This is a genomic window from Labrys sp. F242, assembly GCF_057813875.1.
On sequence record NZ_JBVASG010000001.1, the window covers coordinates 1,213,626 to 1,237,895 of the forward strand.

The window sequence follows — 24,270 nt, forward strand, 5'->3', positions numbered from 1 at the left end:
CACAAAGGGAATGGCCCGGGTCGACCCGTGATCATTTCTGCGTATTACAGGGATGTTTCGTCGTCGCGAGCCCTACCAATCGGCCGGATTGGCTCGGCGAAGCAACTCGGTTCTTCATGCGGGGCGAAGCCGGCTTGCTTCGCTGCGCTCGCAATGACGGTGCGCCAAGCCGTCCGAGGTTCTCAATCATGTCCGATATCGTCTGTATCTCTCCCATCGACGGCAAGGAGCTGGTACGTCGCACGGCCGCCAGTGCTGCCGAGATCGACGCGGCCCTGGCCGCGGCCCGCAAGGCCCAGAAGGAATGGCGCCGGCTCTCCATCGAGGAGCGTAGCGCCTATGTCCTGAAGTTCCTCGACGCCATGCTGGCGATGAACCAGGAAGTGGTGCCGGAACTTGCCCAGCAGATGGGTCGGCCGGTGCGCTATGGCGGCGAATTCCGCGGTTTCGAGGAGCGCGTGCGCTATATGGCACGCATTGCTAAGGACAGTCTGGCTCCGACCATTCCGGACGACGACCGTCCCGGCTTCAAGCGCATGATCAAGCGCGAGCCGCTCGGCGTGGTCTTCGTGGTGGCGCCCTGGAACTACCCGTTCATGACAGCGGTCAACACGGTCGCCCCAGCCCTGATCGCCGGCAACGCCGTGATCCTCAAGCATGCGGCGCAGACCATACTGGTCGGCGAGCGCTTCCAGAAGGCGATGGATGCCGCCGGCCTGCCCAAGGGCGTGTTCCAGAATCTGGTGCTCACCCACGAGCAGACCAGCGACATCCTGGCCAAGGGACTGGTCGACCACACCAATTTCACCGGCTCGGTCGCGGGCGGGCGGGCCATCGAGAAGGCGGCTGCCGGCACTTTCATGACGCTTGCACTCGAACTCGGCGGCAAGGACCCAGCCTATGTGCGGGCCGACGCCAATGTAGAGCATGCCATCGAAAACCTGGTGGACGGCGCGTTCTTCAATTCGGGCCAGTGCTGCTGCGGCATCGAGCGCATCTATGTGCACGAGAGCCATTACGACCGCTTCGTCGACGGCTTTACCAATCTCACCAGCCAATATGTGCTCGGCAACCCGCTCGAGGAGACGACGACGCTCGGCCCGATGGCCAATGTCCGCTTTGCCGACTGGGTGCGCAAGCAGACGGCCGAAGCCCTCGCCAAGGGAGCCAAGGCTCACATCGATACGTCGAAATTTGCGGCTGACGTGGCCGGCACGGCCTATCTCGCCCCGCAGATCCTCACCAATGTCGACCATTCCATGTCCGTGATGATGGAAGAAAGCTTCGGCCCAGTCGTCGGCATCATGAAGGTGAAGTCGGACGAAGAGGCGATCGCTCTGATGAACGACTCGCCCTATGGCCTCACGGCCGCGATCTGGACCCAGGATCTCGATGCAGCCGAGCGCATCGGCGGGGAGATCGAGACGGGCACCATCTTCATGAACCGCTGCGACTATCTCGATCCCGGCCTGACCTGGACCGGCGTGAAGGATACCGGCCGCGGTACGGGCTTGTCACGGCTTGGTTACGACTCGCTGACCCAACCCAAGAGCTATCACCTGCGTAGCCTGTGAATTGGGGGGCGGGTCTTCAGACCCGCCTTCACAACGCCCATAGCGGGTCTGAAGACCCGCCCCCATTTTCGGAACCCAACCATGACCACGACCTCTCCCCGCGCCAATTGGAGCTACCCCACCGCCATCCGCTTCGGCGCCGGCCGCATCTCGGAACTGGCAGAAGCCTGCAAGAGCGCCGGCATCACCGCGCCGCTGCTGGTGACGGATCCTTTCCTCGCCACCCAGAAAATGACCAAGGATGCGCTGGAAAGCCTCAAGGCGGCCGGGCTGCATGCCGCCATCTTTTCGGACGTGAAGCCCAACCCGATCGAGTCCAACGTCTATGCAGGCCTGGAAGTCCTGCGTAAGGGCGGACATGACGGCGTCGTCGCCTTCGGTGGTGGCTCCGGGCTCGACGCCGGCAAGGTCATCGCCTTCATGGCGGGCCAGAAGCGGCCGATGTGGGACTTCGAGGACATCGGCGACTGGTGGACCCGGGCCGATCCCAACGGCATCGTGCCGATCGTGGCCGTGCCGACCACGGCCGGCACCGGCTCGGAAGTCGGCCGGGCAGGGGTGATCACCCAGGAAAAGACCCACACCAAGAAGGTGATCTTCCATCCCCTGATGATGCCCAAGGTGGTGATCTGCGATCCCGAACTCACCGTCGGCATGCCCAAGCACATCACCGCCGGCACCGGGCTCGATGCGCTGGCACACTGCCTGGAAGCCTATTGCTCGCCCTTCTACCATCCGATGGCTGAAGGCATGGCGGTCGAGGGCGTGCGCCTGGTCAAGGAATTCCTGCCGCGCGCCTACAAGGACGGCACGGATCTCGAAGCCCGGGCCCACATGATGTCGGCCGCGGCCATCGGCGCCACCGCCTTCCAGAAGGGCCTTGGCGCCATCCATGCGCTCTCCCATCCGGTCGGGGCGCTCTACGACACCCATCACGGCCTGACCAATGCGGTGTTCATGCCCTATGTCATCGCCTTCAACAAAAAAGCGGTGAAGGAGAAGATCGAGCGGCTGGCGGCCTATATCGGATTGAAGCCACGCTATGCGGCATTTCTCGACTGGACGCTGGCGTTGCGCGAGGAACTCGGCGTGCCGCATACGCTCGCGGGCCTCAAGGTCGACGACCAGAAATTCGACCTGATGTCGAAGATGGCCCCGAAGGATCCGACCGCCGGCGGCAATCCCGTCACGCTCACCAAGGCCGGTGCGCTGAAACTCTATCGCAAGACACTGGAGGGTGCTCTTTAGAGCGTACTGCTCTAGGGTGTCGTGCAAGAGCGGGTGCCAGTTTTGGCAAAAGCAACACGATGCCGGAGCCGAAAACGTGGCGTGTCGGTCATCGATCGGAACGCCACGTTCGATTGCACGATGCCAGCTATGCGCCACTATCAGGATCGCCTTGCAGCCTTGCCCTTGTGGGGCGGTTCCGTCGCCATCGAGGCCATGACCGGTGGCCTGACCAACCGCAATCTGCTGATTACCGCGAGGACGGGCCGCTTCGTTGCGCGCATCTCCGATGACAATGCTGCGCATGACATCGATCGCGCGGCCGAACAGGCGGCGACGCGGGCGGCGGCCGAATGCGGGCTCGGCCCGGAACTCGTTTGGGCGGAGCCAGGATTGATGATCCTGCGATACGTTGATGGAAAAACGCTTCGTTCGGCCGATCTTGCCGGTGCTGCTAAGCTTCGCCGGAGCCTGGCTTTGCTGGGCCGGGTCCGTCGGGAGATGCCCGCTCGCTATGATGGGGCGCGGCGAGACCGGAGCCCGATTGCGCTCCTCACCGGTTATGCCAAACGTCTCGCAGCAGAGCCCAATCGCTGGCAGCAAGCCATTGATCGCTACCGGCCGCTTGTCGAACGCCTGCGCGCGCGGTTGGAGCTGTTGCCATCCGGCTTTGCCCACAATGATGTTCATGGCGATAACATCATCGATGATGGCAAGCGCCTTTGGCTGCTCGATTGGGAATATGCGGGGTATGGCCAACCTCTCGTCGATCTCGCCAGCCTCGTCAACAATGCCGGCCTGGGGGATGAGGCCATTGAGATCGGCTTGGCCGACTGGCTCGGCCATGCACCCACGCACAGCGATGGAGAAGACTTTGCTGCCATGCGGCTCGCTGCAGCCATGCGTGACCTATTCTGGGGCTATGCCCAGGATGGGTTGGTGGCCGATCAGCCGGGCAAGCTCGATGACTACATATCGATCAACGAAGGGCGGGTGAACGCAGCTGCCGCTCCGATCTGAAGATCTATCAAACGATGGAACGAGCCTGGTGAGGCTCCAGCGCCCAAAGACTATTGAGGTCGATACGATAGGTACGATGATAGTTCACCGAGAGATTTGAGTGTTCACATCATTTCAATTTTAAGTGAGACGCTAGTCGCGTGGCTACGCCTATGTTGCACGTGGTGGATTTCGTCAGTTATTATCTCAAGTAGATCGGCGATTCTGACCTTTTTACGATTAATATCGATCTAATTGCTTATGCAACTCTGGGTTGATCGATCATTGTAAATTTAAATATTTGAGCTGTATTGAAATAATTACTTGTTCGGTGTTGAGATGAAAAGAGCCAGTGTCCTTATCGCTTGCGTATGCGGAAACCGTTTTGTCGATATCGATGCTGTGCGCTCCTTTCTCGGCATTGCGCTGGATTTGAAAGAGCGAAAGATCGAGGTCGACTTTCTCGGTCAATCCGGCATTCCCCACCTAGAGCATGCACGGAACGCGGTCGTCAGCTATTTCCTGGAAAAACGGGGCGATTATCTCCTGTGTCTGGATTCCGATATGGAGGTGTCGCCCAAGACGATCGGGCGCTTGCTGCAGTTCAGCCAACTCCACGACAAGCCCTTCACAGCGGCGCCCTATGTCTCGAAGGGCTATGACAATGAGAAGACCAGCAAGGTTTTCGCTCGCGATCTCGATGATTTTCATGCCGTCACGTCGCGCTGGAACGTGGTCTTCGAGGACCCGACGGCATTGACGGGACAGGGGCGGCTCGACATGCGCAACGGGTTTGCGCGCGCCGTCAGAGTGGGGGCGGGGGCCATGCTCTGCCGCCGCGACATGCTCGAGACCATGGCCGCACACTATAGGGACGAAGGCTACTTCTACCATAACGTCCCGTTTCGCTTGTTTCCGCTGTTCAACATCCCGGTGGTGAATGGCGAGGCGGTTGGCGAGGATTATGCGTTTTGCGACCGATGGCGCGAATGTGGCGGCGAGTTGTGGGTCGATACCACGGCAACGATCCGCCACAACGGCCACCATTCCTATCGCGGCAATCTCGCTGAAACCTTGGATCTGCGGCGACGGGCCCTGAGCCAAGGCGAGGCTTGAGCCTAAAAACACGCCGAGGCTGGTGGCATGCCTTCTCCCCATCCGGCTCATGGCGTTGGCACTATAGCGTTCGAGCCCTGAAACCATCGCGCTGATAAGCAGGGCGGCGCAGCAGTGATGCCCCTTCGAATACAAGATCGTCGTTCGGAAAGGCGCGGGCAGATTGCCATCTGCGATGGGCCTCAAGTTGGCGGTGGCCTTACCGGTCGCATTTAGCGCTGCGTTTGCGCCACCAGGTTCTTCAAGCGACTGCGGCGACGATCATTGCATTTCAGCGCCGAATATCTCAGCCGAAACACCCCATCCCAGGCTTCATCATGCCATCCTATCTGGCGAGATCGAGCACGCCTTTTGTTTGGCTTGATGATCGACGCTCTTAAAAGTTGTAATATATATTTTTATCAACTTTAAGTAATAATTTTTGTATTTTTAGCAACCAAACCTATACGTGTAGTTCTTGGTGTTTTCAATATAAAAGCTGTTCGGCGGATTTCTGAAATTTGCGGTTGATTTTGGAAATTAAATACAACCAAGAATTGAAATTCCTCTATGTAGACTCTCCACATGTGGCGCTCCTGTGTCTTTTGGGTGACATGTATTACGCAAAGCGATGTGAATACGCTCAATTGTGGCAATTTGAGATTGTGAAAAGCACCTCCCTGCCGCACTGTCACATCCAACGATTCACGCAATGGGTCGTCTCCGGGCCGCCGCCAGAGGTTGGGGCCGGGGTCTCGCGAGCCGGTCGGAGAGGTCAAGTCTACCGACCGAGTAAAAATGTCTTGGAGGTCATCTCATGACGATGAAGTCAGTTCTTCTCGGCGCCGCCGCCGGTATCGCCGCCATCGGCGCTGCCCAGGCCGCCGATCTGCCCATGACCAAGGGCGAAGCCGTTGAATATGTGAAGGTCTGCTCGGCCTTCGGTCCGGGCTTCTTCTATATCCCCGGCACCGACACCTGCCTGAAGATCGGTGGTGAAATCCGTGCGAAGTACTACGCTTTCGGCGGTACGGGCTATGGCCGCAACGATAATCGTTCGGCTTTCGACACCCAGGCCCGCGTCTGGTTCGATGCTCGCACCGAGACCGATTGGGGTCTGCTGCGTTCCTATTTCCAGATCAATGCCGACTCCAACCGGTTGACCGGCCGTGGTGGTGGTGATGGCAAGCGCAACGACTTCACCATCGACAAGGCTTTCATCCAGTTCGGTGGCCTGACGGCTGGTTATGCCCATTCGTTCTTCGGCTTCTACGACAACGAATACGGCGATACCCTCGAGGGTAACTACTACGGCCAGACCAAGACCGTTAACCTGCTCGCTTACACCGCCCAGTTTGGTGGTGGCTTCAGCGCCACTCTGTCGATTGAAGACGGTCGCGATCATCGCGTTGATGGTACGTCGACGCCGGTTGACGTCAACGGTACGCTGTATGGCTACCGGGCAGGCGGTCAGCAGGTTCCTGATGTCGTTGCCCAACTGCGTTGGGATCAGTCGTGGGGTTCGCTCGCCGTGCAGGCGGCTGGCCATCAATCCCGCTCGGGGGAGAACTACTCGGTCCTCGTTCCCGGTGTTAATCCTGGTGATCCAGCGGTTGAGACTCCGGTTGTCGTTCGACGTAGCAACAAGTACGGCTATGCCGTTGGCGCCACCGGCTTGATCAAGATCCCCGCGATCGATGGCTGGTTCGTCGTGGAAGGCCAGTATGCCGACGGAGCTTTGGATTATCTGGGTGCTAACAACACCTTCCTCGCTCAGTCAGACCGCTATGTGAACGCTGCGGGGCGGGTTGATTCGGGCAAGGGCTGGTCGATCACCGGCGAATTGGGCGGTCACATCACGCCGCAATTGCAGGCCGTGCTGGTCGGCAGCTATATCGACACCTCGTTTGATAGGTTCTCCGGCCTGGGTGATTATGGCATCAAGGAGTTCACCGTCAGCGGCAACTTGACCTACACGATCGTCAAGGGCCTGAAGGTGGCTGGTGAAGTTGGCTATACCCACGGCAAAACCGACCACGGTGGAATTGTTTCTGACAATCCGAAGCTGGCAGGTCGCGACAGCTACAACAACTGGCTGGCCGGCATGCGCATCACGCGCCAGTTCTGATCACTCAGTTCGAATATTCGAGAGAAGGCCCGGCGAAAGTCGGGCCTTTTTTATGGGCGAGACACGCCATTGTCTTGTGATTACGGCATTGGTCAATTTCATGTCCTGTGACCGCCAAAATTCCTGCCGCCGGTCATGGTACGAGCCCCGTTCCAGTGCTTCCTCGGGAGTCGTCGCGCGCATCAGAAGTACGAGAAAAAGCGATAGCGAGGGGTATCGCACTCTCGGATGAGCTGCGGGGATACAGAGACGGGATCGAGGGTTTCGCCCGTCCGTGTCGGAAGAAGGTGTTGCCCGAGGCCTTTGCCGCCGGCTTCGCAACATCTCCGAGTACCGCTTTGCGATCGCACCTGGCATTCGCGGGCACTCCGAATTCTTCATTCCCGCGGCCGTGGACTTGCGCATTTTGTATGTAGTCCGGCGCCTGCCCGTTCAATGATGGCGCATCGCCAGTCGTTCTTCCAAGCGAAAGTCAATGGAGACGCGTTACCGCTGGGGGGTGACTCGACGATGGCGATTCCAGATTGATGCTCTCAAGGCGGAATTAGATTGGAATCGCCGATCTATAGGGCACAGAACGATTGCCGTTCCTTCGAACTTCCGAAAGCGACACCAGCCGATAGCAAGACCCAGGCCCCGCCTGGTGAAGCGCAATTGTGTCATTCGAATGCGAATATCGCCGGAAAATCCCGAATTTTCGCCGAGACCCGCCCAAATTGTGGCGAAAATGCTGCGTGTGTCCTTTTTGCTACACAGCTTTGCCAAAATGTCACGACCCCAGGTTGTTGGGTGCAATCGCTATTGTGCAACCTAGAGGAGTAAAGCAATGTCATGACAACGATTCACTCGATGGGTCGTGTCCAGATTGCAAGTTTAACGTGTGATCGGGGTCTCGCGAGTCGATCGAAGCACCAAGCGGCGCTTTCGATCAAATAATAACTGTCTTGGAGGTCATCTAATGACGATGAAGTCCCTTCTCCTCGGCGCCGCTGCTGGTATTGCCGCCATCGGCACTGCCCAGGCTGCCGATCTGCCCATGACCAAGGGTGAAGCCGTTGAATATGTGAAGGTCTGCTCGGCCTTCGGTCCCGGCTTCTTCTACATCCCCGGCAGCGATACCTGCCTCAAGATCGGCGGCGAAATCCGCGCCGACTACCGCGTGTTCGGCGGCGATTCGATCGGTTCTCGCAGGGTTACTTCCACCGACGGGAACACATCTGTCAGTGGCCTTGCGAAAGGCAAGTTTAACCGTAACGACGATCGCTCGGCATTCAATACCCAGGCTCGAATCTGGTTCGATGCCCGCACCGAGACCGAGTGGGGCCTGCTGCGCTCTTATTTCCAAATCAATGCCGACTCGCATCCGATCAGTGGCGGGGGCCGCGGAGGCGTTTATAACGGAAACCGGTTCAGCATCGACAAGGCCTTCATCCAGTTCGGTGGCCTGACGGCTGGTTATGCCCACTCGTTCTTCGGCTTCTACGACAACGAGTACGGCGACACCATCTGGGCGCCCTATTATGCAGAATCGAGCACGGTTAACCTGCTCGCCTACACCGCCCAGTTCGGTGGCGGCTTCAGCGCCACGCTGTCGATCGAAGATGGGCGCGACCATCGCTCCGGCGCCACCATCAACGGCTTCGTTTCGGGCGGCCAGCAGGTTCCGGATGTTGTTGGCCAGCTTCGCTATGATTCTAGCTGGGGTTCGCTCGCAGTGCAGGCTGCAGCGCATCAGAGCCGTACCGGCGACACCCTTGATAGCTTTGGCAACGTGGTCCCCGGGCCGCACAAAAACCAGTACGGCTTCGCTGCTGGTGGTACCCTGCTGATTAAGATCCCGGCAATCGATGGCGGCCACTTCGTCGTTGAAGGTCAGTACGCTGACGGCGCCACGCACTATCTCGGAGCCGACAACACGGTACTTGGAACAACGGATGTCTACCGAGACGCCCGCGCTGGCGTTAATTTCGAGCGTGGCAAGGGTTGGTCGATCGTGGCCGAACTCGGCGGCAACATCACGCCCGTGTTGAACGCCAACCTGGTTGGTAGCTATATCGACACCAAGTATGGCGATGCGTTCGCTGTGGGACAGGACTTCAAGGTCCAGGAATATTCGGTCGCGGGTAATCTGACTTACACGATCGTTAAGGGCCTGACGATTGCTGGTGAAGTTTCCTATACCCACGTCAAGGTCGACAATGGCCTCTTCGTGGCTGGTACCGCCGCGGAGCCGACGACGGCGATCCGTAGCGACAAGGCCAATATCTGGCAGGCTGGTGTCCGTCTGAAGCGCGTGTTCTGATCGTTTTCGATCATTCACAAAAAAGACCCGGCTGCGCAAGCAGCTGGGTTTTTTGTTGGTTACCGCCGCAACCACGCTGGCTGGATTGAGGCGTGAGAATAATGCGATAACGCTTACCCAATTCAAGGTCTGTTCTATTTATTTGAGCGAAATAGTATATTTTATAGCTAAAATTTATATTTTCGTTGAGTATTTTCAGTTGTTGGAGATAGCGTGTCCTAGTGTTGTTTTTTTATAACTGTGCAAAGCATAAATTTCACGCTTTCTACTGAAAGAAAAATCCCTCTATGTAACGCAAGAGTTTTTTCTCGCTCTCCGGCGGATATTCAAGTCCGGAAGGTGCGGTCGAAAGCAGATTCATTGTCGCGTTGATCTCGAAAATCAGCAGATTACCCTCTTCCGTGAGATCGAAATCCATACCAAAAATCTCGAGCGGTATCCTTTCTGCAATCGTTCGAAGTTTGCCATAGATATTCGCTCCCAGTTCTGGTTCTGGATCGAGGACGATACGATTGGCAGTCTCCAACAGATCCGGGTTCTCACCATAGAAGGCCTGCTGCCCGGAGGCTCGACGGGCGCGTACGTTCCAATGGGCGCTAAAGTCGGCGCGGACGATGAGGGGCTGTTTGTCGACAAAAGCCGCCCGCAATGCGCGGAACCTGCCGTTGGCATGGCGGGTCTGGATATAGGTGATGGCGTAAAATTGCAGACCCTCCAGCTTGCTCAGGGCTTCACAAAGGCCCTGTCGATCGTCGATGCGCCAGGTTCCCTGACCCATCTGCTGGAAGACGGTGCGAATGATGACCGGATAGCCGCAGCGACTTTCGATATCCTCGATCAGCGCGGGCCTCTGCTCCCTGTTGCTGCGATAGCGGTAGACCTTCGGAATAATGATGCCGGGGATATTGGCGAAGCGTTCGGAATTCTTCTGGCGCGTTGCTTGTACGGCAAGCCTTGGATGATTGATCACCTTGACGCCGAGGCTGTCCTCGAAGGTGCTCACACGCTGTAGCGTGTCCTCTACCATCAATTGTTCGGCATTGACGACATTGTTGATTGCCAGAGCCGGGCGTGGCATGCCGCGCAACGCGTCGTTGGCGGTGGGGGATTCTGCCAGGATGGAGAGGAAGCGGAAACGATCGGCGAAGGCCTGTGCCAATTGCGACGGGAAGTTGCCGCTGTAATGGTGGCCGTGAGGCTCGCGGAAATCAACGATGAGTTCAGGCGAGGGGTTGAATACGGCGAGCACAAATTGCTGGCAGGGGGCGGCCTCGGCGAGCAGGATGGGCATGCTGGCAACGAAGCGCTGACTGCTTTGGTCGCAGGCGGCACGATCATGGCGCTCATAGGCAAGTGCGGCACGAACCGCATGCAGGTTCGGCAGCTCCTCTCCTGGACCGAAATCCCGATCAAGCGCGGCAAAGGCTTCATCGTTCCGGCCGGCGTCGTGCAGCATTTCGGCGATCAGCAGGCCGAAGTCGACGTCCTGCTCCAGAATGGGGAGAAAAGGAAAGCCCGTAGCGAGAGCCTGCTCGGCGAGACCGAGATCCTTCAGGGCACTGACCAGGCTGACGATCGTACCCTGCTCGATGGTGTCTGGTCTGCGCCCGGACGGCCAGGTGCCGGGTAAATAATCTTCGGCCGCGCATTTCGCCGCCTCCAGCCGATCGGATTCGATCAGAAGACCGAGCAGGTTGTTGAGATTGCGATAAGCGAGGGGAACCGATGTCCTGTCTCCTAGGCTCTGCCGCAGCAGGCTCTCAGCCCGGTCGAGGCGACCGATATGCTCGTTGGCCACACCGAGAAGGCCTAGAAGATCGGCGCTGTCGGGCTGTTGCTTCAGAAGTTCCTCATAAGCGGACATCGCCTGGTCAATGTGTCCATTGCGATGCAGCCCGACGGCATGGTCCCGGCTGGCCTGAAAAGGGGTCGACATCAAGGAACCTCTGGTTGTGCGGTACTTCCCTCCCAACGTAATGAGGGTTTCAGCCAAACGAAACTGTTTCGACGTGTGGAAGGCTGAATTGACTGCGCCACGTCACGACCTTCTAACGCGATTTCAGGCAGGATGAGGTTGACGTTGCGGCGTGCTCTTTTTGCAACGCGTCTTCTCAATAGTCGGTCTGCGGAGGTCCGACCTGCGGCATTTCATTGAGTTGCCTCGGCTTTTGCCGCACTCTGCAGCCAAAGGTTGTGCGGCTGGAGCGTGGAGTCGTCACCTTGGGGGAGAGCGATGAAGGCAGCGGCGATTGGCCTTGCCGGCGCATTGATGGGGGCTTGTATCGCCCATGCGCAGGATCTGCCGGCCGGCAAGGGTGCGCCGGACAGCTATCTTCAGGCCTGTGTCGCCATGGGCGTGGGCTTCTGGCAACTTCCGGGCAGCGATACCTGCGTCAAAATCAGCGGCGAAGTGCGGGCGGACTATGTCATCACCCGTCAGAGAACCCGTGAGGATGACTTCACCGGATTCACCACGCGCGGCCAGATCGGCTTCGATGCCCGCACCGAGACCGATTACGGCCTGCTGCGCTCTTTCTTCCTCACGGATGCCTATGTCGGTCCGGGGGCGAAGACGGAATTCGTGGTCGACAAGGCCTTTCTGCAGTTTGGTGGGCTGACGGCCGGCTATGCCCATAGTTTCTTCGGCATCTATGACCTCGACTATGGCAACGATCTCCTGCAGCCGTATTTCGGCTATGCCGCCACCACCAACCTCATCGCCTATACGCAGGAATTCGGCGGCGGTTTCTCGGCAACACTGGCGCTCGAGGATGCACGCGGCACGCGCAGCGATGTGCTGAACTTCTTCGGTTTTCCCGATCGGCGCCCGGCGGGAGGAACTGCAATGCCCGATTTCGTCGGCAATCTCCGCCTCGACCGCGATTGGGGCACACTGGCCGTATTTGGCGCCGCCCATCAGATCCGCTATCCCGGGCCACCGCAGATCAGCGGATCGGACTATGGCTATGCCGTCGGCGGTGCATTCGGTCTCAACCTGCCGATACGCTCCGGTGCGCATGTCGTAGTGGAGGGGACCTATGCCGATGGTGCTTCCTCTTATCTCGGCTGGCAGCAGATCGATGCCGCTTATGAGAATTTCAGCGGGCGCAAGGATCTCGGCCGTGGCTGGACTGTTACCGGCGAGGTGGGCATGAACGTCACCCCGGCGCTGACGTTGAATCTGCTCGGTTCCTATCTCGACTATAGCGGCGCGACCACGCGGGATTTTGTCAATCCAGCGGCGCCCGATGTCAGGGGCTGGATTGCCGGAGGCAATGCCGTCTACACGGTCACCCGCGGTCTCTCCTTTGGCCTGGAAGCCTTCTATTCATCCTATCGGGCCAAGGGCGGACAGGATTTCTTCCCCTATGAGGAAGAGGTGAGGGGCTGGACGGGCGTGATGCGAATTCGACGCACCTTTTGAGGTTCGATCCTAACGGCTCTTGCCGCGCATGTCGGCTTCGATCAGCAAAATGCTCTTGGTATCGAGGCGCGAGCGATAGACCTGCACATTCTCCAGCACGCGCTGCACGTAGTTGCGTGTCTCGGTGTAGGGGATGCGCTCCACCCAGTCGATCGGATCAACCTTGGGGTCGCGCGGATCGCCATAAGCCTTTACCCAGTCGGCCACCTTGCCCGGGCCGGCATTATAGGCGGCGAAGGTCATGACGTAGGAGCCCCGGAAGCGGCCGATCAGATCACCCAGATGGGCCTCCCCCAAACGCGCATTATAGACCGGATCGCTGGTCAGCTTCTTGGCGTCGAAAGCGATTCCGGCCAAACGCGCGGTTGCCTTGGCGGTCGAAGGCATCACCTGCATCAGCCCGCGGGCGCCGGCCGTGCTGACCACCTCATGGCCGAATTCGCTTTCCTGCCGGGCGATGCCGTAAACGACAGCCCGTTCGACCGTGCCGGAACTCTCGAAGCCGGGAATGGCGCCGATCGGAAAGGCGATCGCATCGAGGGGCAGGCCGCGCTGCGTCGCCGACTTGCCGACCGTGAGTGCCGTCTTGGCATCGAGATTGTCGAGAGCGATCTGGCCGAGCAGGGCCAATTGCTGGCTGTCCTGGAGCTGTCGGCCCATATCGGCAACCAGGATGCGAGCGTAGTCTCGCTTGCCGAGCGTGTAGAGCTGATTGATGGCACGCACCGCCAGAAGTTCGTCGAAGGCTGCGCGGCTGGCCGGCGTGGCTTCGGGCAGAGCGTTCAGGTCGAGCGTACGCATGCCCAGGCGCGCCCGGGCGATCTGGCCATAATAGGTGATCGGATAGCGCGCGGCCGCCTGGTAGAACCCCGTCGCCCCGGCCTTGTCGCCGGCCGTTTCGGCGGCGCGGCCCTGCCAATAGGCGCCGCGCGCAACTGAAATCGGCCGCTGGGATTCGGCGCTCAGATTGGCAAAATGCCGGGCCGCACTGCGAGGGTCGTTCAGGAAGCGCAGGGCGATCCAGCCGCAATGGAACTCGGCTTCCATCCGGGTCGTATCGCTCTCGGCGGTATAGCCGGCAACGACCGCATAGGCAGTCCGCGCATCCCCTTGATCGAGCAAGGCGCGAGCCACCAGGCGACGTTCCGTCCACCACTGGTCGGGGCGCACCAGCGCAGCGGCGTCGCGCGGTGCTTTCAGCAACAGGGTGGCGGCATCGCGCGGCTTCTTCTGGCGCCTGAGATAGGAGATACGGGCAAAGATGTAGGCCGGGTCGGTCGACACGTTGGCAGCCAGCAGGGCGCCGGCGTTCTTGGGTTGCCTGGCGACGGCAATGCGCAGCTTGGCAAGCGTCACCGCAGCCGGATCGGCACGGGCCGCGACACGCAAGCCATCGTCATAATTGCCATCATAGATCAGACGATCGGCCCGATATTTGTGGTCCGCTGGTGAAAGAAGGGCGCCGTAGTCGCGCAGGATATCGCCTTCGAGCTGACCCGACAGGCTGTCATTGCGATAGGCGTCGCGAATGAGGGCTGTGGCTCCGTCCTGGTTGCCGTCGCGCTGCAGCACGGCGGCAAGAGCGACCTTGCCTTCGTCGGTCTCTGGCTGGGACGAGGCAAAGAAGGCTCGCACCGTGTCGGCGTCGGCCTTCTCATTGTAAAGAGCCTCTTCGCCGCGCCGGCGGATCAGGCCGTTACCGGGCCAACTTGGATAAGCGGCGAGGAAGGCCTTGATTCGGGTGAGGCCGATATGGCGTGCGGCGCTGCGGATGGCGATCCACTCCGCCGCGGCCTGGCTGGCCGGATCGGTCAGCGAACGGGCGAGGCTGTCGCCGCCAGAGCGGTCGCTGCTTTCATAGGCCGTGATCGCCTGGCGCAGGGTGTCGAGCTGGTTCACCAGCGGCGAGGGGACGATGATGGAGCCGGTGATTTCCGTGTCGGAACGCGTCGAGGTCGTCGCGGTATCGGCATCCGTACGCAGAGCCACGGTGCGGGAGGGAGGCTTGAGGGTGGCATCGCCCGGGCGCGTGACCGGCGCGGCAAGAGCGCCGGTCAGCACCGCCACGAAGAGGGATGTACCCGTCATGAACCGCAAGAGCATTGCCGCCACGCCAATCCAGATGACCTGATTTGCCAGGTGATCCGGTTTGGCGATTGTCGCGTCCTCTGATTGACGAAGCGTGAATGACGACGTTGGAATGCCGCATTCTCGCCATCAGTGAGGCACGAGGAAAAGGTGATTTTCAAGGCCCGAAGGCGGCGGATTCGCGGCTGCTGCCTTAAAAAGCGGCAATGAAGGCCCGACTCATTCCATTAACCAGAGCGATGCGAAGATCATCCCGTTGAAACGGGGTGTTTTCGGCCGCAAATCGCCGTCGATGCTCTTTTCGTGACCGGGTGGCTCGTATATGTCTGGCGCCCGGCTGCCGCGTGCACCGAGGCGGCCATCCGGCAAAGCGCTTTGCGATTTGGTGGAATCACCAAGAGACGCAAAGATGCTCAAGCCAATCGGCCGGATTGGCTTGGAACCAAAGAGCGAGAGCAAAAGTGCGGTTCCACCAGAACGCGCTTTGCTCCAGGGATCGTGGAGTTGAGATGATGTCGAAGGCAAAGTTCAGAGGGTCGCTCACCGCTTTGGTGACGCCGTTCCGCGACGGCGCCATCGACGAGAAAGGTTTTCGTGATCTGATCGACTGGCAGATCGCCGAAGGGACGAGCGGTCTGGTACCAGTGGGGACCACCGGTGAAAGCCCGACGCTCAGCCATGCCGAGCATCACAAGGCGGTGGAGATCTGCATCTCCCAGGCCAATGGCCGGGTTCCCGTGATTGCCGGTGCCGGCTCGAACAACACCGTCGAGGCGATCGATCTGGCTGTTCATGCCGAGAAGGCGGGCGCCGATGCCGTGCTGGTGGTGACGCCCTATTACAACAAGCCGACGCAGGAAGGCCTCTACCAGCACTTCAAGGCGGTCAACGACGCCATCGGCATTCCGATCTTCATCTACAACATCCCGCCGCGCTCGGTGGTCGACATGTCGGTGGAGACGATGAAGCGCCTCTACGAACTCAAGAACATCGTCGGGGTGAAGGATGCCACCGGCAATCTCGCCCGTGTGTCGCAGCAGCGCCAGCAACTCGGGGCTGATTTCATCCAGCTCTCCGGTGAAGACATGACGGCGCTCGCCTTCAACGCCGCAGGCGGGCAGGGCTGCATCTCGGTGGTTTCCAACATCGCACCGCGCCTGTGCGCGGACTTGCAGGAAGCGACGCTGCGTGGAGATTATGCCTCGGCCCTTGAAATTCAGGACCGTCTGATCCCACTTCATGGGGCAACCTTCCTGGAGCCGGGGCTCGCCGGAGCAAAATGCGGTCTGGCCATGCTCGGGCGCCTCAAGGAAGAGGTGCGCCTGCCGCTGCTGCCGGTGACGGACGTGGCGCGTACGCAGATCCAGCAGGCGATGGTGCATGCCGGGCTGCTCAATTGAAACGTTGAAGCGGGGGAGATAAAGCCTCTCCATCTGAAGCACGGGTATCTTGCCTGTCTCAGGAAACGCTTCGAAAACAAGAAGGTAGAGTCTGCTTCGAGTGTTTCGCTCGAAGGCTCTCTTTGGGTGATGACGTGGCGGACAAGAAGGACAGTGCTCGCAAGCTGGTTGCCGACAACCGCAAGGCTCGGTTCAATTATGAATTGATCGATACCTTCGAGGCCGGGATCGTGCTGGCCGGAACGGAGGTGAAATCGCTGCGCCTGGGCAAGGCAACGATCGGCGAATCCTATGCTGGGCCGTCGGGCGACGAGTTGCTGCTGTTCAACGCGGACATTCCCGAATATCTGCAGGCCAACCGCTTCAACCATGAGCGTAAGCGTCCGCGCAAACTACTTTTGCATAAACGCCAGATCAGCAAGCTGATCGGTGCCGTGCAGCGCGACGGCCTGACGATCGTGCCGACCAAGCTCTATTTCAATGAGCAGGGCAGGGCCAAGATCGAGCTTGCTCTCGCCCGCGGCAAAACTTTGGGCGACAAACGGGACACGGAAAAGAAGCGCGATTGGCAGCGCGAAAAAGGTCGTCTGCTGCGGGACAAGGGCTGACGCCTACAAGATAAACCCCCGCAAGGCGGGTTTCAGCGGTCGAGAATATCTCGGATCGTCTGGAAGACCGCCCGGAACATCGGTGTGGTCAGGCGGCCTGTATTAGTGTTGTAGCGCGAGCAGTGGTAGCTATCGACGAGCGTCAGGCCGCCGATTTCATGGCGCGCATGGTGGGCGAAAGGATAGTGGGCGGGCCTGCGGCCGAGGGCCGTGACCACGCTGTCATGCCCGATCTTGCCCAGCGCCAATATCACCTTGAGATTCGGCATTTCCTTCACGGTGTTGGCCAGGAAGGGGCGGCAAGCGGCGATCTCGCTGCCAACAGGCTTGTTCTCGGGCGGTACGCAGCGCACCGCATTGGTGATGCGGCAATCGACGAGTTCGAGACCGTCATCGGGGCGCTCGTCATAGGTGCCGGTGGCGAAGCCGAAATCGCCCAATGTTTCGTAAAGCAGATCGCCGGCCCAATCGCCCGTAAAAGGCCTGCCGGTGCGATTGGCGCCTTGGAGCCCGGGCGCCAGGCCGCCGATCAGCAGGCGGGCCGAGGCCGGACCGAAACTGGAAACCGGGGCATTGTGCCAATCGGGATGCTTGGCGCGCGCCTGCAGGCGAAAGGCGACGAGCCTCTCGCAAAGCGGGCAATCGCGTCCGGGTTCTTGGAATTGGCTGGCGATCATGAATATTGGGCCTAAGCAGAGTTTTCTGGCGAGTCCCACGGACGGGCTTCGCCGGGAAACTCTGCAAATGTTTGATATCCTGCAGATTTCTGTTGATCATGCCCGTGGCCCGATCAACAGAAATCTGCTTGGAACGAAAAGTGGTTCGGACGGAGCTGTCGTGAAGGCTCCGTCAATAGAACGACCCGATCGTTCGAGGCAACGTTCTTGATCTATTGATCGTCGGCCTGGCCGCTTGGGCTCGCCGACATGAAGCCGGGGGTTTGGCCGGCGAAACCCTGCTGGGGCGGCTGGCGGGTTGGCCCGGGACCGGCCGGAAAGTTGCCACCGGCCTGCGAGCGCACGGCGCGTTCGGACGGATCACGGCCGATCTTGCTTTGAAGCGTGACGAGGTCCACGAACTCATCCGCCTGGCGCCGCAATTCGTCGGCGACCATCGGAGGCTGGGTCGATATGGTGGACACGACGGAAACGCGCACCCCCTTGCGCTGCATGGCTTCGACCAGGGAGCGAAAATCACCGTCGCCGGAAAACAGGATCATGTGCGAGATGTGATCGGCCAGCTCCATGGCATCGATGGCGAGCTCGATGTCCATATTGCCCTTCACCTTACGGCGGCCGGTGGAGTCGACGAATTCCTTGGTCGGCTTGGTGACGACGGCATAGCCGTTATAATCCAGCCAGTCGATCAGCGGGCGGATCGAGGAATACTCCTGATCCTCCACAAGGGCGGTATAATAGAACGCTCGCACCAGATAGCCGCGGCTGTGGTACTCCTTGAGCATTTTCCGATAGTCGATATCAAACCCCAAGCTTTTCGCCGTTGCGTAAAGATTGGCGCCATCAATAAAAAGAGCGATGCGTTCCTGGGTGTTGTTCATTCTTCTGCCAGTTAGGGTTCGTTCTGCTGATGATCGGTCTGTTTGAATACGATTGAAATCGGTCTAAATTACAGTCTAATATTAATCCCAAGGACCACATCGAGAAGGGCCTCTCTGTGTAACGTCAGCGGAATGGTAGCAACGACAAGTTTAGGTCCGATGCAACTAGCTTGTGCCCATCGCGGTATAGAATGTCAAGTTCGTCTGCATTATCATTAGATTGAGCGTATTCCAATGAGAGTGTTTACAGGATTATTGCAATATCGAGACGAGCAGCCTCGATATGTAAGTCGAATGAGGTAGAACTTGCGGTCAATCTCTCTGCCTCGGAGGCGGGAGGATACCACGGATCGGTCTTTTAGGGTTGCACAAACTCGCTTGGCGGTGTAGTTGGCGCGCTTGATCCCAAAACACGGTACAGAAAGGCGTCGCCATGGCCCGCGTCACGGTGGAAGATTGCATCGACAAGGTCGAGAACCGCTTCGAGCTGGTTCTGCTGGCCAGCCATCGCGCCCGCATGATTGCCGGCGGCGCTGCACTGACAATTGATCGCGATCGTGACAAAAACCCGGTGGTGGCTCTGCGTGAGATCGCGGACGAGACCCTGACCCCGGATGACCTCAAGGAAGACCTGATCCACTCGATGCAGAAATACGTCGAGGTGGACGAGCCCGAATCGGATCCGGCGGCTCTTGCTTCCGGTGATTCCGACGACAACGTCGCCTTTGACCGCATGTCGGAAGAGGATCTGCTGCGCGGCCTGGAAGGCCTGGTTCCGCCAGCCAACAACGGTTCGGACGACGAGGAATAAACTCCTCCATCAATCCCGAAGATTTCAGCGGGTCGGCATTGCCGGCCCGCTTTTCTTTTGTGCCGCGGACGTATTGAATAGCGCCATGCTTCGGTTTGGCCGGGAGCTGGCAATGATGAAGCCGGGCGCTTGAAGGCGGCCGGCGGGAGACTGTGAGTGACGGCGCCATTTCGCCTGATGCGGCAATATGAACTCGTGGACAAGGTGCGGGCGTATAACCCTGCTGTTAACGAGGATCTGCTCAACGCTGCCTATGTCTACGCCATGCAGCAGCACGGCGCGCAATTTCGTGCCTCTGGTGATCCCTATTTTTCCCATCCCCTTCAGGTAGCCTCGCTTCTTACCGATCTGAAGCTCGACGATGCCACCATCGCAGCCGCTTTGTTGCATGACACCATCGAGGATACCGATGCCACGCGCGGCGAGATCGAACGTCGCTTCGGCAAGGAAATTGCGGCTCTCGTCGACGGGCTGACCAAGATCAAGAAGCTCGATTTGGTTTCCAAGGAAGCCAAGCAGGCCGAAAACCTGCGTAAGCTCTTGCTGGCCATCGTCGAGGACGTTCGCGTTCTCCTCGTCAAGCTGGCGGATCGCTTGCACAACATGCGCACGCTCAACTTCATGAGGGCGGAAAAGCGCGCCCGCATTGCCCAGGAGACGCTGGACATTTATGCACCGCTGGCCGGGCGCATGGGCATGCAGGATATGCGCGAGGAGTTGGAGGACCTGTCCTTCCACGAATTGCAACCGGCCCATTACGAAACCATCGTGCGCCGCTTGGAAGGCTTGAAGCGCCGCAATGGCGCGCTGATTGCCGAGATCGAGAACGATCTGCGCGAGAGGCTGCAGGAACGCGGCATCGAAGCGACGGTGAAAGGGCGGGAGAAGCGGCCCTATTCGATCTTCAAGAAGACCGAGCAGAAGCAGGTCGCCTTCGAGCAGCTCTCCGATATCTTTGCCTTCCGCGTGCTGGTGAACAAGGTGGAGGATTGCTATCGCGCCCTCGGGCTCGTCCACACCAAATGGCCGCTCGTGCCTGGGCGCTTCAAGGACTACATCTCCACACCCAAGCAGAACGATTACCGGTCCCTGCACACCACGGTGATCGGCCCGGGTCATCAGCGCGTCGAGTTGCAGATCCGAACCGAGGAGATGCACCGCATCGCCGAACTCGGCATTGCCGCCCATGCGCTCTACAAGGAGAACAAGGCTGGTGATAGTCTGCGCCTGGAAGGAGAGAGCCGGGCCTTTGCCTGGTTGCGCCGGACCATGGCGATGCTTGCCGAGGGCGACAACCCCGAAGAATTCCTCGAGCATACCAAACTCGAGCTGTTCCAGGACCAGGTGTTCTGCTTCACGCCGAAGGGCAAGCTGATCACCTTGCCACGCGGGGCCAATGCCATCGATTTCGCCTATGCCGTGCATACCGACGTCGGCAACACGGCGGTGGGCTGCCGCGTCAACGGCCGTACTACGCCGCTGGTCTCCGAACTCTACAATGGCGACGAGGTCGCCATCATCACCGCCAAGCAGCAGACGCCCCCGGCGGCCTGGGAAACGCTGGTGGTCACGGGCCGGGCGCGCGCCGCCATTCGCCGTGCCACGCGCACGGCGGTGCGGGCGCAATATGCCGGGCTCGGCCAACGCATCATCGAACGCGCCTTCGAGCGGTTGGAGAAGACCTACAGCCCCGATGCCTTGCAGGGAGCGCTCAAGCGCCTCGCCCGCAAAAGCGTGGACGATGTGCTCACAGCCGTCGGCCGTGGCGAAATGCGTTCGCAGGATGTGGTGCGGGCGGTGTTCCCCGACTTCAAGCTCGAACAGTCGAGCCATGCCGCTGCCGGGCTCGACGAGACCTGGTTCGGCCTGCAGGGCGGACAGAATCTGCGCTTCAAGCTGCAAGGTGGCGGTGATCCCGCCAAGGCCGCCATCCCCGTGCGTGGCCTGATGGGTGATCTGCCGGTGCGTTTTGCCGAAGGCGGGGCGGTGCCGGGTGACCGTATCGTGGCCATCCTCACCCCGGGCGAGGCGATCACCATCTATCCGATTCAGTCGCAGGCGCTGGCCGATTTCGAAGACAGGCCCGAGCTTTGGCTCGACGTGCGTTGGGATCTGGAAGCGGCCCGCGCCGAGCGCTATCCCGCCCGGGTCCAGGTGGTGTCGATCAATGAGCCCGGCACGCTTGCCCAGATCGCCCAGGTTGTCGCCGAGACCGACGGCAACATCGACAATCTCGCCATGCAGCGCCGCTCCTTCGACATGACCGAGATGATCATCGATCTCGAGGTCTACGACCTCAAGCATCTGCTGGCCATCATCGACGGCTTGCGGGCCCGCAAGGTGGTGAGCGAGGTGCAACGGGTGATCTGACGGCCGGCTCGACCTTTGATGGGACCTTCATCTGCGGGCGTTCGGCGCTACGCGATCAGCTGCATTGCCCACCGATGCTGGTCATCCCGATTACGCGCCCGAACATTAGGCTGACGAGGACGGCGCAGGTGCGGTCGTAGGCAAGGCCGTAGCGAGCCAGGATCCGCTTCTGCTCGGGCAGCGGGATGGGTGGCGTGTCGCCGCGCTGGCGGAAGTCGAGGCGATTGCCCAGATAGACCAGACGAATGGTGCCACCTTCCTCTGCGCGAAAATCCGGCTTGCCGTAGCGCTCGACGAAGGCCTGTTCCGACGAGCCCATCGAGAACAGCGGCCGGATTCCGCCATCGCCGATCGCGCATCCGCTGAGCAGCAGCGACAGGCAGAAGATCAACTTTCTCACAGCACTCGCACTCCATACCTCGAGAAAACGGGAAATTGGCGGCTAAACCGTGTTGCGATTAGATGAAGTCTCTCGGAATCGCAAAGCCATGTCTAAGATCTCCCGTCAGCAACCGAAAGGCGGGGCACCGTTGTTGACTTTTCGCGAAATTTTCGCCCTCCGACCAGTATCGGCCATTGATCTGCACGCCCTGGAAGCGTAGCCCGTACAGCCGGAAAAACCAGGAGATGATGATGACGCAGGATGAGGTGCTGGCGGAATTCCGGGCGGCGGGAGCATTGCTCGAAGGACATTTCATCCTGACGTCGGGGCGCCATTCGGCGGTCTACCTGCAGAAGAATCTCGTCTTCATGGATCCCCCCCGCACCGAGCGTCTGTGCCGCGCCCTGGCCGAGCGCATCCGTGCCGCCTTCGGGCCCATCGACATGGTGGTGTCGCCGGCCGTGGGCGGCATCGTGCCGGGCTACGAGACCGCGCGTGCGCTCGGCGCCAAGACGGTGTTCGTGGAACGCGAGAACGGCCAATTCCAGTTGCGGCGCGGCTTCGCCATTCCCAAGGGTGCGCGCGTTGTGATGGTGGAGGACATCATCACCACCGGCCTGTCCTCGCGCGAATGCCTGGCATCCATCGCCAACCAGCCCGGCGAGATCGTGGGCGCGGCCTGCCTGATCGACCGCTCGGGCGGCAAGGCCGATCTCGGCAAACCCTTGGTGGCCCTGGCGACCCTCGACATCCCGACCTTCGAGGCCGACAAGCTGCCGCCGGAACTCGCCAACCAGCCGGCCGTCAAGCCCGGCAGCCGCGCTCTTGCGGGACAGGCTTGAAAATGACCTCCGCCGCTCTGCCCAAGATTCTTCGTCTCGGCGTCAATGTCGACCACGTCGCCACCGTGCGCAATGCGCGCGGCGGCCCCTGGCCCGATCCCGTCCGCGCCGCGCATCTGGCGGTCGAGGCTGGCGCTGACGGCATTACCGCGCATCTGCGCGAGGATAGGCGCCATATCCGCGATGCCGACATCCGCCGCATCCGCACCGAGGTGAAGGCACCGCTGAATTTCGAAATGGCGGTGACCGACGAAATGCTGGCAATCGCGCTGGACGTGAAGCCCCACGCTGTTTGCCTGGTGCCGGAAAAGCGTGAGGAGCGCACCACCGAGGGAGGACTGGACGTCAGGGCCGCCGAAGCCAATCTGAGAGCGGCGATCCCACAGCTCAAGGAAAGCGCCATCCGCGTCTCCCTGTTTGTCGAACCGGACAGGGCGGTGCTGGAGGCGTGCGCCGCTCTGGGTGCCGATATCGTGGAACTGCATACGGGAACCTGGTGCGAGGCGGTCGCCTCGGGGGAGACCGGCCACGCCGCCGCGGAGTTCGAGCGTCTGAAGCTTGGTGCGTCCATCGCTGCCGGGCTCGGGCTGGAAGTGCATGCCGGGCACGGGCTTGATTTCGAGACCTCCGAAATCCTGGCTGCGGTGCCCGAATTCGCCGAGTTCAATACCGGGCATTTCCTCATCGGAGAGGCTATATTCGTCGGGCTCGCGGAGAGCATCCGTACCGTCAAGGCGGCGATGGCGGCCGGACGGAGCCGGGCCGGATGATCATCGGCATCGGCAGCGATCTTTGCGACATCAGACGGATCGAGGCTGCCCTCGCGCGCTATGGCGAGCGTTTTCAACAGCGCTGCTTCACCGAGGCCGAGCGCGCCAAGGCGGCCGGCCGTGCCGACAAGGCCGGCACGCTGGCCAAACGCTTCGCTGCCAAGGAGGCATGCTCGAAAGCGCTGGGGACCGGCATCAGCGGAATCCATTGGCATGACATGGAAATCCTCAATGCGGAGAGCGGCCGGCCCGAATTGCGGCTGACCGGCGCGGCTTTGCAACTGCTCGACAGCCTGCTGCCGGCAGGACATGAAGCCCATATTCATCTTAGCCTGACCGACGAGCATCCTCTGGCGCAGGCCTTCGTGGTGATCGAGGCCCGACTGCGTGTTTGAACGCGGGGCTGGCCGTTTGCCGCGCAATTGCCGAAATCATGCTGTTTGTGGCGGACGTGGCCTGTGAATGATTGACCTCGTCAGGGCATCTCGAAGGCAGGCTCCGGCGTTGCACCCTCAATCCGCAGGGGTTATAGCAGCCGCAACAGAGTTGTTTCGTTACAAAGCTTCCGGAGCTTGCCTCAAGGCCGACTCCGGAAGCTTTGCGTAATTTCAAGGTTCTTGTGGAATCTTGGACCGGAGCGATATTCCGAGGCTCCGGTCCCGCCAAGGACCGCCTCCAAAGATGGAAGACCG

Annotated in this window: 20 protein-coding genes; 14 read left to right on the forward strand and 6 right to left on the reverse strand. The window is 60.2% G+C overall.

Annotation, left to right across the window (positions count from 1 at the left end; genetic code table 11):
* Positions 1–188 precede the first annotated feature (188 nt).
* The 3 genes from ACZYTC_RS05585 to ACZYTC_RS05595 all read left to right on the forward strand — a co-directional run bounded on the left by ACZYTC_RS05585 (position 189) and on the right by ACZYTC_RS05595 (position 3,821).
* A complete protein-coding gene (locus ACZYTC_RS05585; protein ID WP_488989095.1) occupies positions 189–1,574 on the forward strand; it encodes an aldehyde dehydrogenase family protein in 1,386 nt (461 codons plus the stop codon).
* An 81-nt stretch (positions 1,575–1,655) separates the two neighbouring features.
* Positions 1,656–2,822 (forward strand): iron-containing alcohol dehydrogenase, encoded by a 1,167-nt coding sequence (locus tag ACZYTC_RS05590; RefSeq protein WP_441772290.1) that lies wholly within the window; start codon positions 1,656–1,658, stop codon positions 2,820–2,822.
* A 21-nt stretch (positions 2,823–2,843) separates the two neighbouring features.
* Positions 2,844–3,821, forward strand: a complete 978-nt coding sequence (locus ACZYTC_RS05595) for a phosphotransferase (protein WP_488989096.1) — start codon at positions 2,844–2,846, stop codon at positions 3,819–3,821.
* Between the two features lie 261 nt (positions 3,822–4,082).
* On the opposite strand, the gene ACZYTC_RS05600 is transcribed toward ACZYTC_RS05595, so the two are convergent.
* The gene (locus ACZYTC_RS05600; RefSeq protein WP_488989097.1) at positions 4,083–4,271 is read right to left on the reverse strand and encodes a hypothetical protein; all 189 of its coding nucleotides are present in this window, start codon (positions 4,269–4,271) and stop codon (positions 4,083–4,085) included.
* A gap of 93 nt (positions 4,272–4,364) precedes the next feature.
* On the opposite strand from ACZYTC_RS05600, the gene ACZYTC_RS05605 reads away from it, so the two are divergent.
* From ACZYTC_RS05605 to ACZYTC_RS05615, 3 genes are all read left to right on the forward strand, one after another.
* Positions 4,365–4,916 carry a glycosyltransferase family 2 protein gene (locus ACZYTC_RS05605; protein ID WP_434957001.1) on the forward strand — a complete coding sequence of 184 codons (552 nt, stop codon included), beginning with the start codon at positions 4,365–4,367 and terminating at the stop codon, positions 4,914–4,916.
* 796 nt (positions 4,917–5,712) lie between these two features.
* The gene (locus tag ACZYTC_RS05610) at positions 5,713–7,023 is read left to right on the forward strand and encodes a porin (RefSeq protein WP_488989098.1); all 1,311 of its coding nucleotides are present in this window, start codon (positions 5,713–5,715) and stop codon (positions 7,021–7,023) included.
* Between the two features lie 958 nt (positions 7,024–7,981).
* Positions 7,982–9,325, forward strand: coding sequence for a porin (locus ACZYTC_RS05615; protein ID WP_488989099.1), 1,344 nt, complete (start codon positions 7,982–7,984; stop codon positions 9,323–9,325).
* Between the two features lie 265 nt (positions 9,326–9,590).
* On the opposite strand, the gene ACZYTC_RS05620 is transcribed toward ACZYTC_RS05615, so the two are convergent.
* Positions 9,591–11,261 (reverse strand): ATP-grasp domain-containing protein, encoded by a 1,671-nt coding sequence (locus tag ACZYTC_RS05620; RefSeq protein ID WP_488989100.1) that lies wholly within the window; start codon positions 11,259–11,261, stop codon positions 9,591–9,593.
* Between the two features lie 297 nt (positions 11,262–11,558).
* Here ACZYTC_RS05620 and ACZYTC_RS05625 point away from each other — a divergent pair, with 297 nt between their 5' ends.
* Positions 11,559–12,749, forward strand: coding sequence for a porin (locus tag ACZYTC_RS05625; protein WP_488989101.1), 1,191 nt, complete (start codon positions 11,559–11,561; stop codon positions 12,747–12,749).
* A 9-nt stretch (positions 12,750–12,758) separates the two neighbouring features.
* Here the strand turns inward: ACZYTC_RS05625 and ACZYTC_RS05630 are convergent, their stop codons facing one another.
* Positions 12,759–14,837: a lytic transglycosylase domain-containing protein gene (locus ACZYTC_RS05630; RefSeq protein ID WP_488989102.1), complete on the reverse strand. Its 2,079-nt coding sequence runs from the start codon at positions 14,835–14,837 to the stop codon at positions 12,759–12,761.
* A 509-nt stretch (positions 14,838–15,346) separates the two neighbouring features.
* On the opposite strand from ACZYTC_RS05630, the gene dapA reads away from it, so the two are divergent.
* Together dapA and smpB are read left to right on the forward strand one after the other, a co-directional pair.
* On the forward strand, positions 15,347–16,237 hold the full coding sequence (dapA, locus tag ACZYTC_RS05635; protein WP_441772283.1) for a 4-hydroxy-tetrahydrodipicolinate synthase: 891 nt from the start codon (positions 15,347–15,349) through the stop codon (positions 16,235–16,237).
* A gap of 134 nt (positions 16,238–16,371) precedes the next feature.
* Positions 16,372–16,845 (forward strand): SsrA-binding protein SmpB, encoded by a 474-nt coding sequence (smpB, locus tag ACZYTC_RS05640; RefSeq protein WP_488989103.1) that lies wholly within the window; start codon positions 16,372–16,374, stop codon positions 16,843–16,845.
* A 32-nt stretch (positions 16,846–16,877) separates the two neighbouring features.
* On the opposite strand, the gene ACZYTC_RS05645 is transcribed toward smpB, so the two are convergent.
* A complete protein-coding gene (locus tag ACZYTC_RS05645; RefSeq protein WP_434956993.1) occupies positions 16,878–17,522 on the reverse strand; it encodes a uracil-DNA glycosylase in 645 nt (214 codons plus the stop codon).
* A 212-nt stretch (positions 17,523–17,734) separates the two neighbouring features.
* A complete protein-coding gene (locus ACZYTC_RS05650) occupies positions 17,735–18,403 on the reverse strand; it encodes a LabA-like NYN domain-containing protein (RefSeq protein ID WP_434956992.1) in 669 nt (222 codons plus the stop codon).
* Between the two features lie 433 nt (positions 18,404–18,836).
* On the opposite strand from ACZYTC_RS05650, the gene rpoZ reads away from it, so the two are divergent.
* Together rpoZ and ACZYTC_RS05660 are read left to right on the forward strand one after the other, a co-directional pair.
* Positions 18,837–19,214, forward strand: coding sequence for a DNA-directed RNA polymerase subunit omega (gene rpoZ, locus ACZYTC_RS05655; RefSeq protein WP_434956991.1), 378 nt, complete (start codon positions 18,837–18,839; stop codon positions 19,212–19,214).
* A 177-nt stretch (positions 19,215–19,391) separates the two neighbouring features.
* Positions 19,392–21,584, forward strand: coding sequence for a RelA/SpoT family protein (locus tag ACZYTC_RS05660; protein ID WP_434959658.1), 2,193 nt, complete (start codon positions 19,392–19,394; stop codon positions 21,582–21,584).
* Positions 21,585–21,639: 55 nt separating this feature from the next.
* Here the strand turns inward: ACZYTC_RS05660 and ACZYTC_RS05665 are convergent, their stop codons facing one another.
* The gene (locus ACZYTC_RS05665) at positions 21,640–21,984 is read right to left on the reverse strand and encodes a hypothetical protein (RefSeq protein WP_434956990.1); all 345 of its coding nucleotides are present in this window, start codon (positions 21,982–21,984) and stop codon (positions 21,640–21,642) included.
* A 233-nt stretch (positions 21,985–22,217) separates the two neighbouring features.
* On the opposite strand from ACZYTC_RS05665, the gene pyrE reads away from it, so the two are divergent.
* The 3 genes from pyrE to acpS are packed head-to-tail and all read left to right on the forward strand — an operon-like array spanning position 22,218 to position 23,973.
* A complete protein-coding gene (gene pyrE, locus ACZYTC_RS05670; protein ID WP_434959657.1) occupies positions 22,218–22,808 on the forward strand; it encodes an orotate phosphoribosyltransferase in 591 nt (196 codons plus the stop codon).
* Between the two features lie 2 nt (positions 22,809–22,810).
* Positions 22,811–23,578: a pyridoxine 5'-phosphate synthase gene (locus ACZYTC_RS05675; RefSeq protein WP_434956989.1), complete on the forward strand. Its 768-nt coding sequence runs from the start codon at positions 22,811–22,813 to the stop codon at positions 23,576–23,578.
* Positions 23,575–23,973 (forward strand): holo-ACP synthase, encoded by a 399-nt coding sequence (gene acpS / locus ACZYTC_RS05680; RefSeq protein ID WP_434956988.1) that lies wholly within the window; start codon positions 23,575–23,577, stop codon positions 23,971–23,973. The genes ACZYTC_RS05675 and acpS overlap by 4 nt, the downstream gene beginning before the upstream one ends.
* The last annotated feature ends 297 nt before the right edge of the window (positions 23,974–24,270 follow it).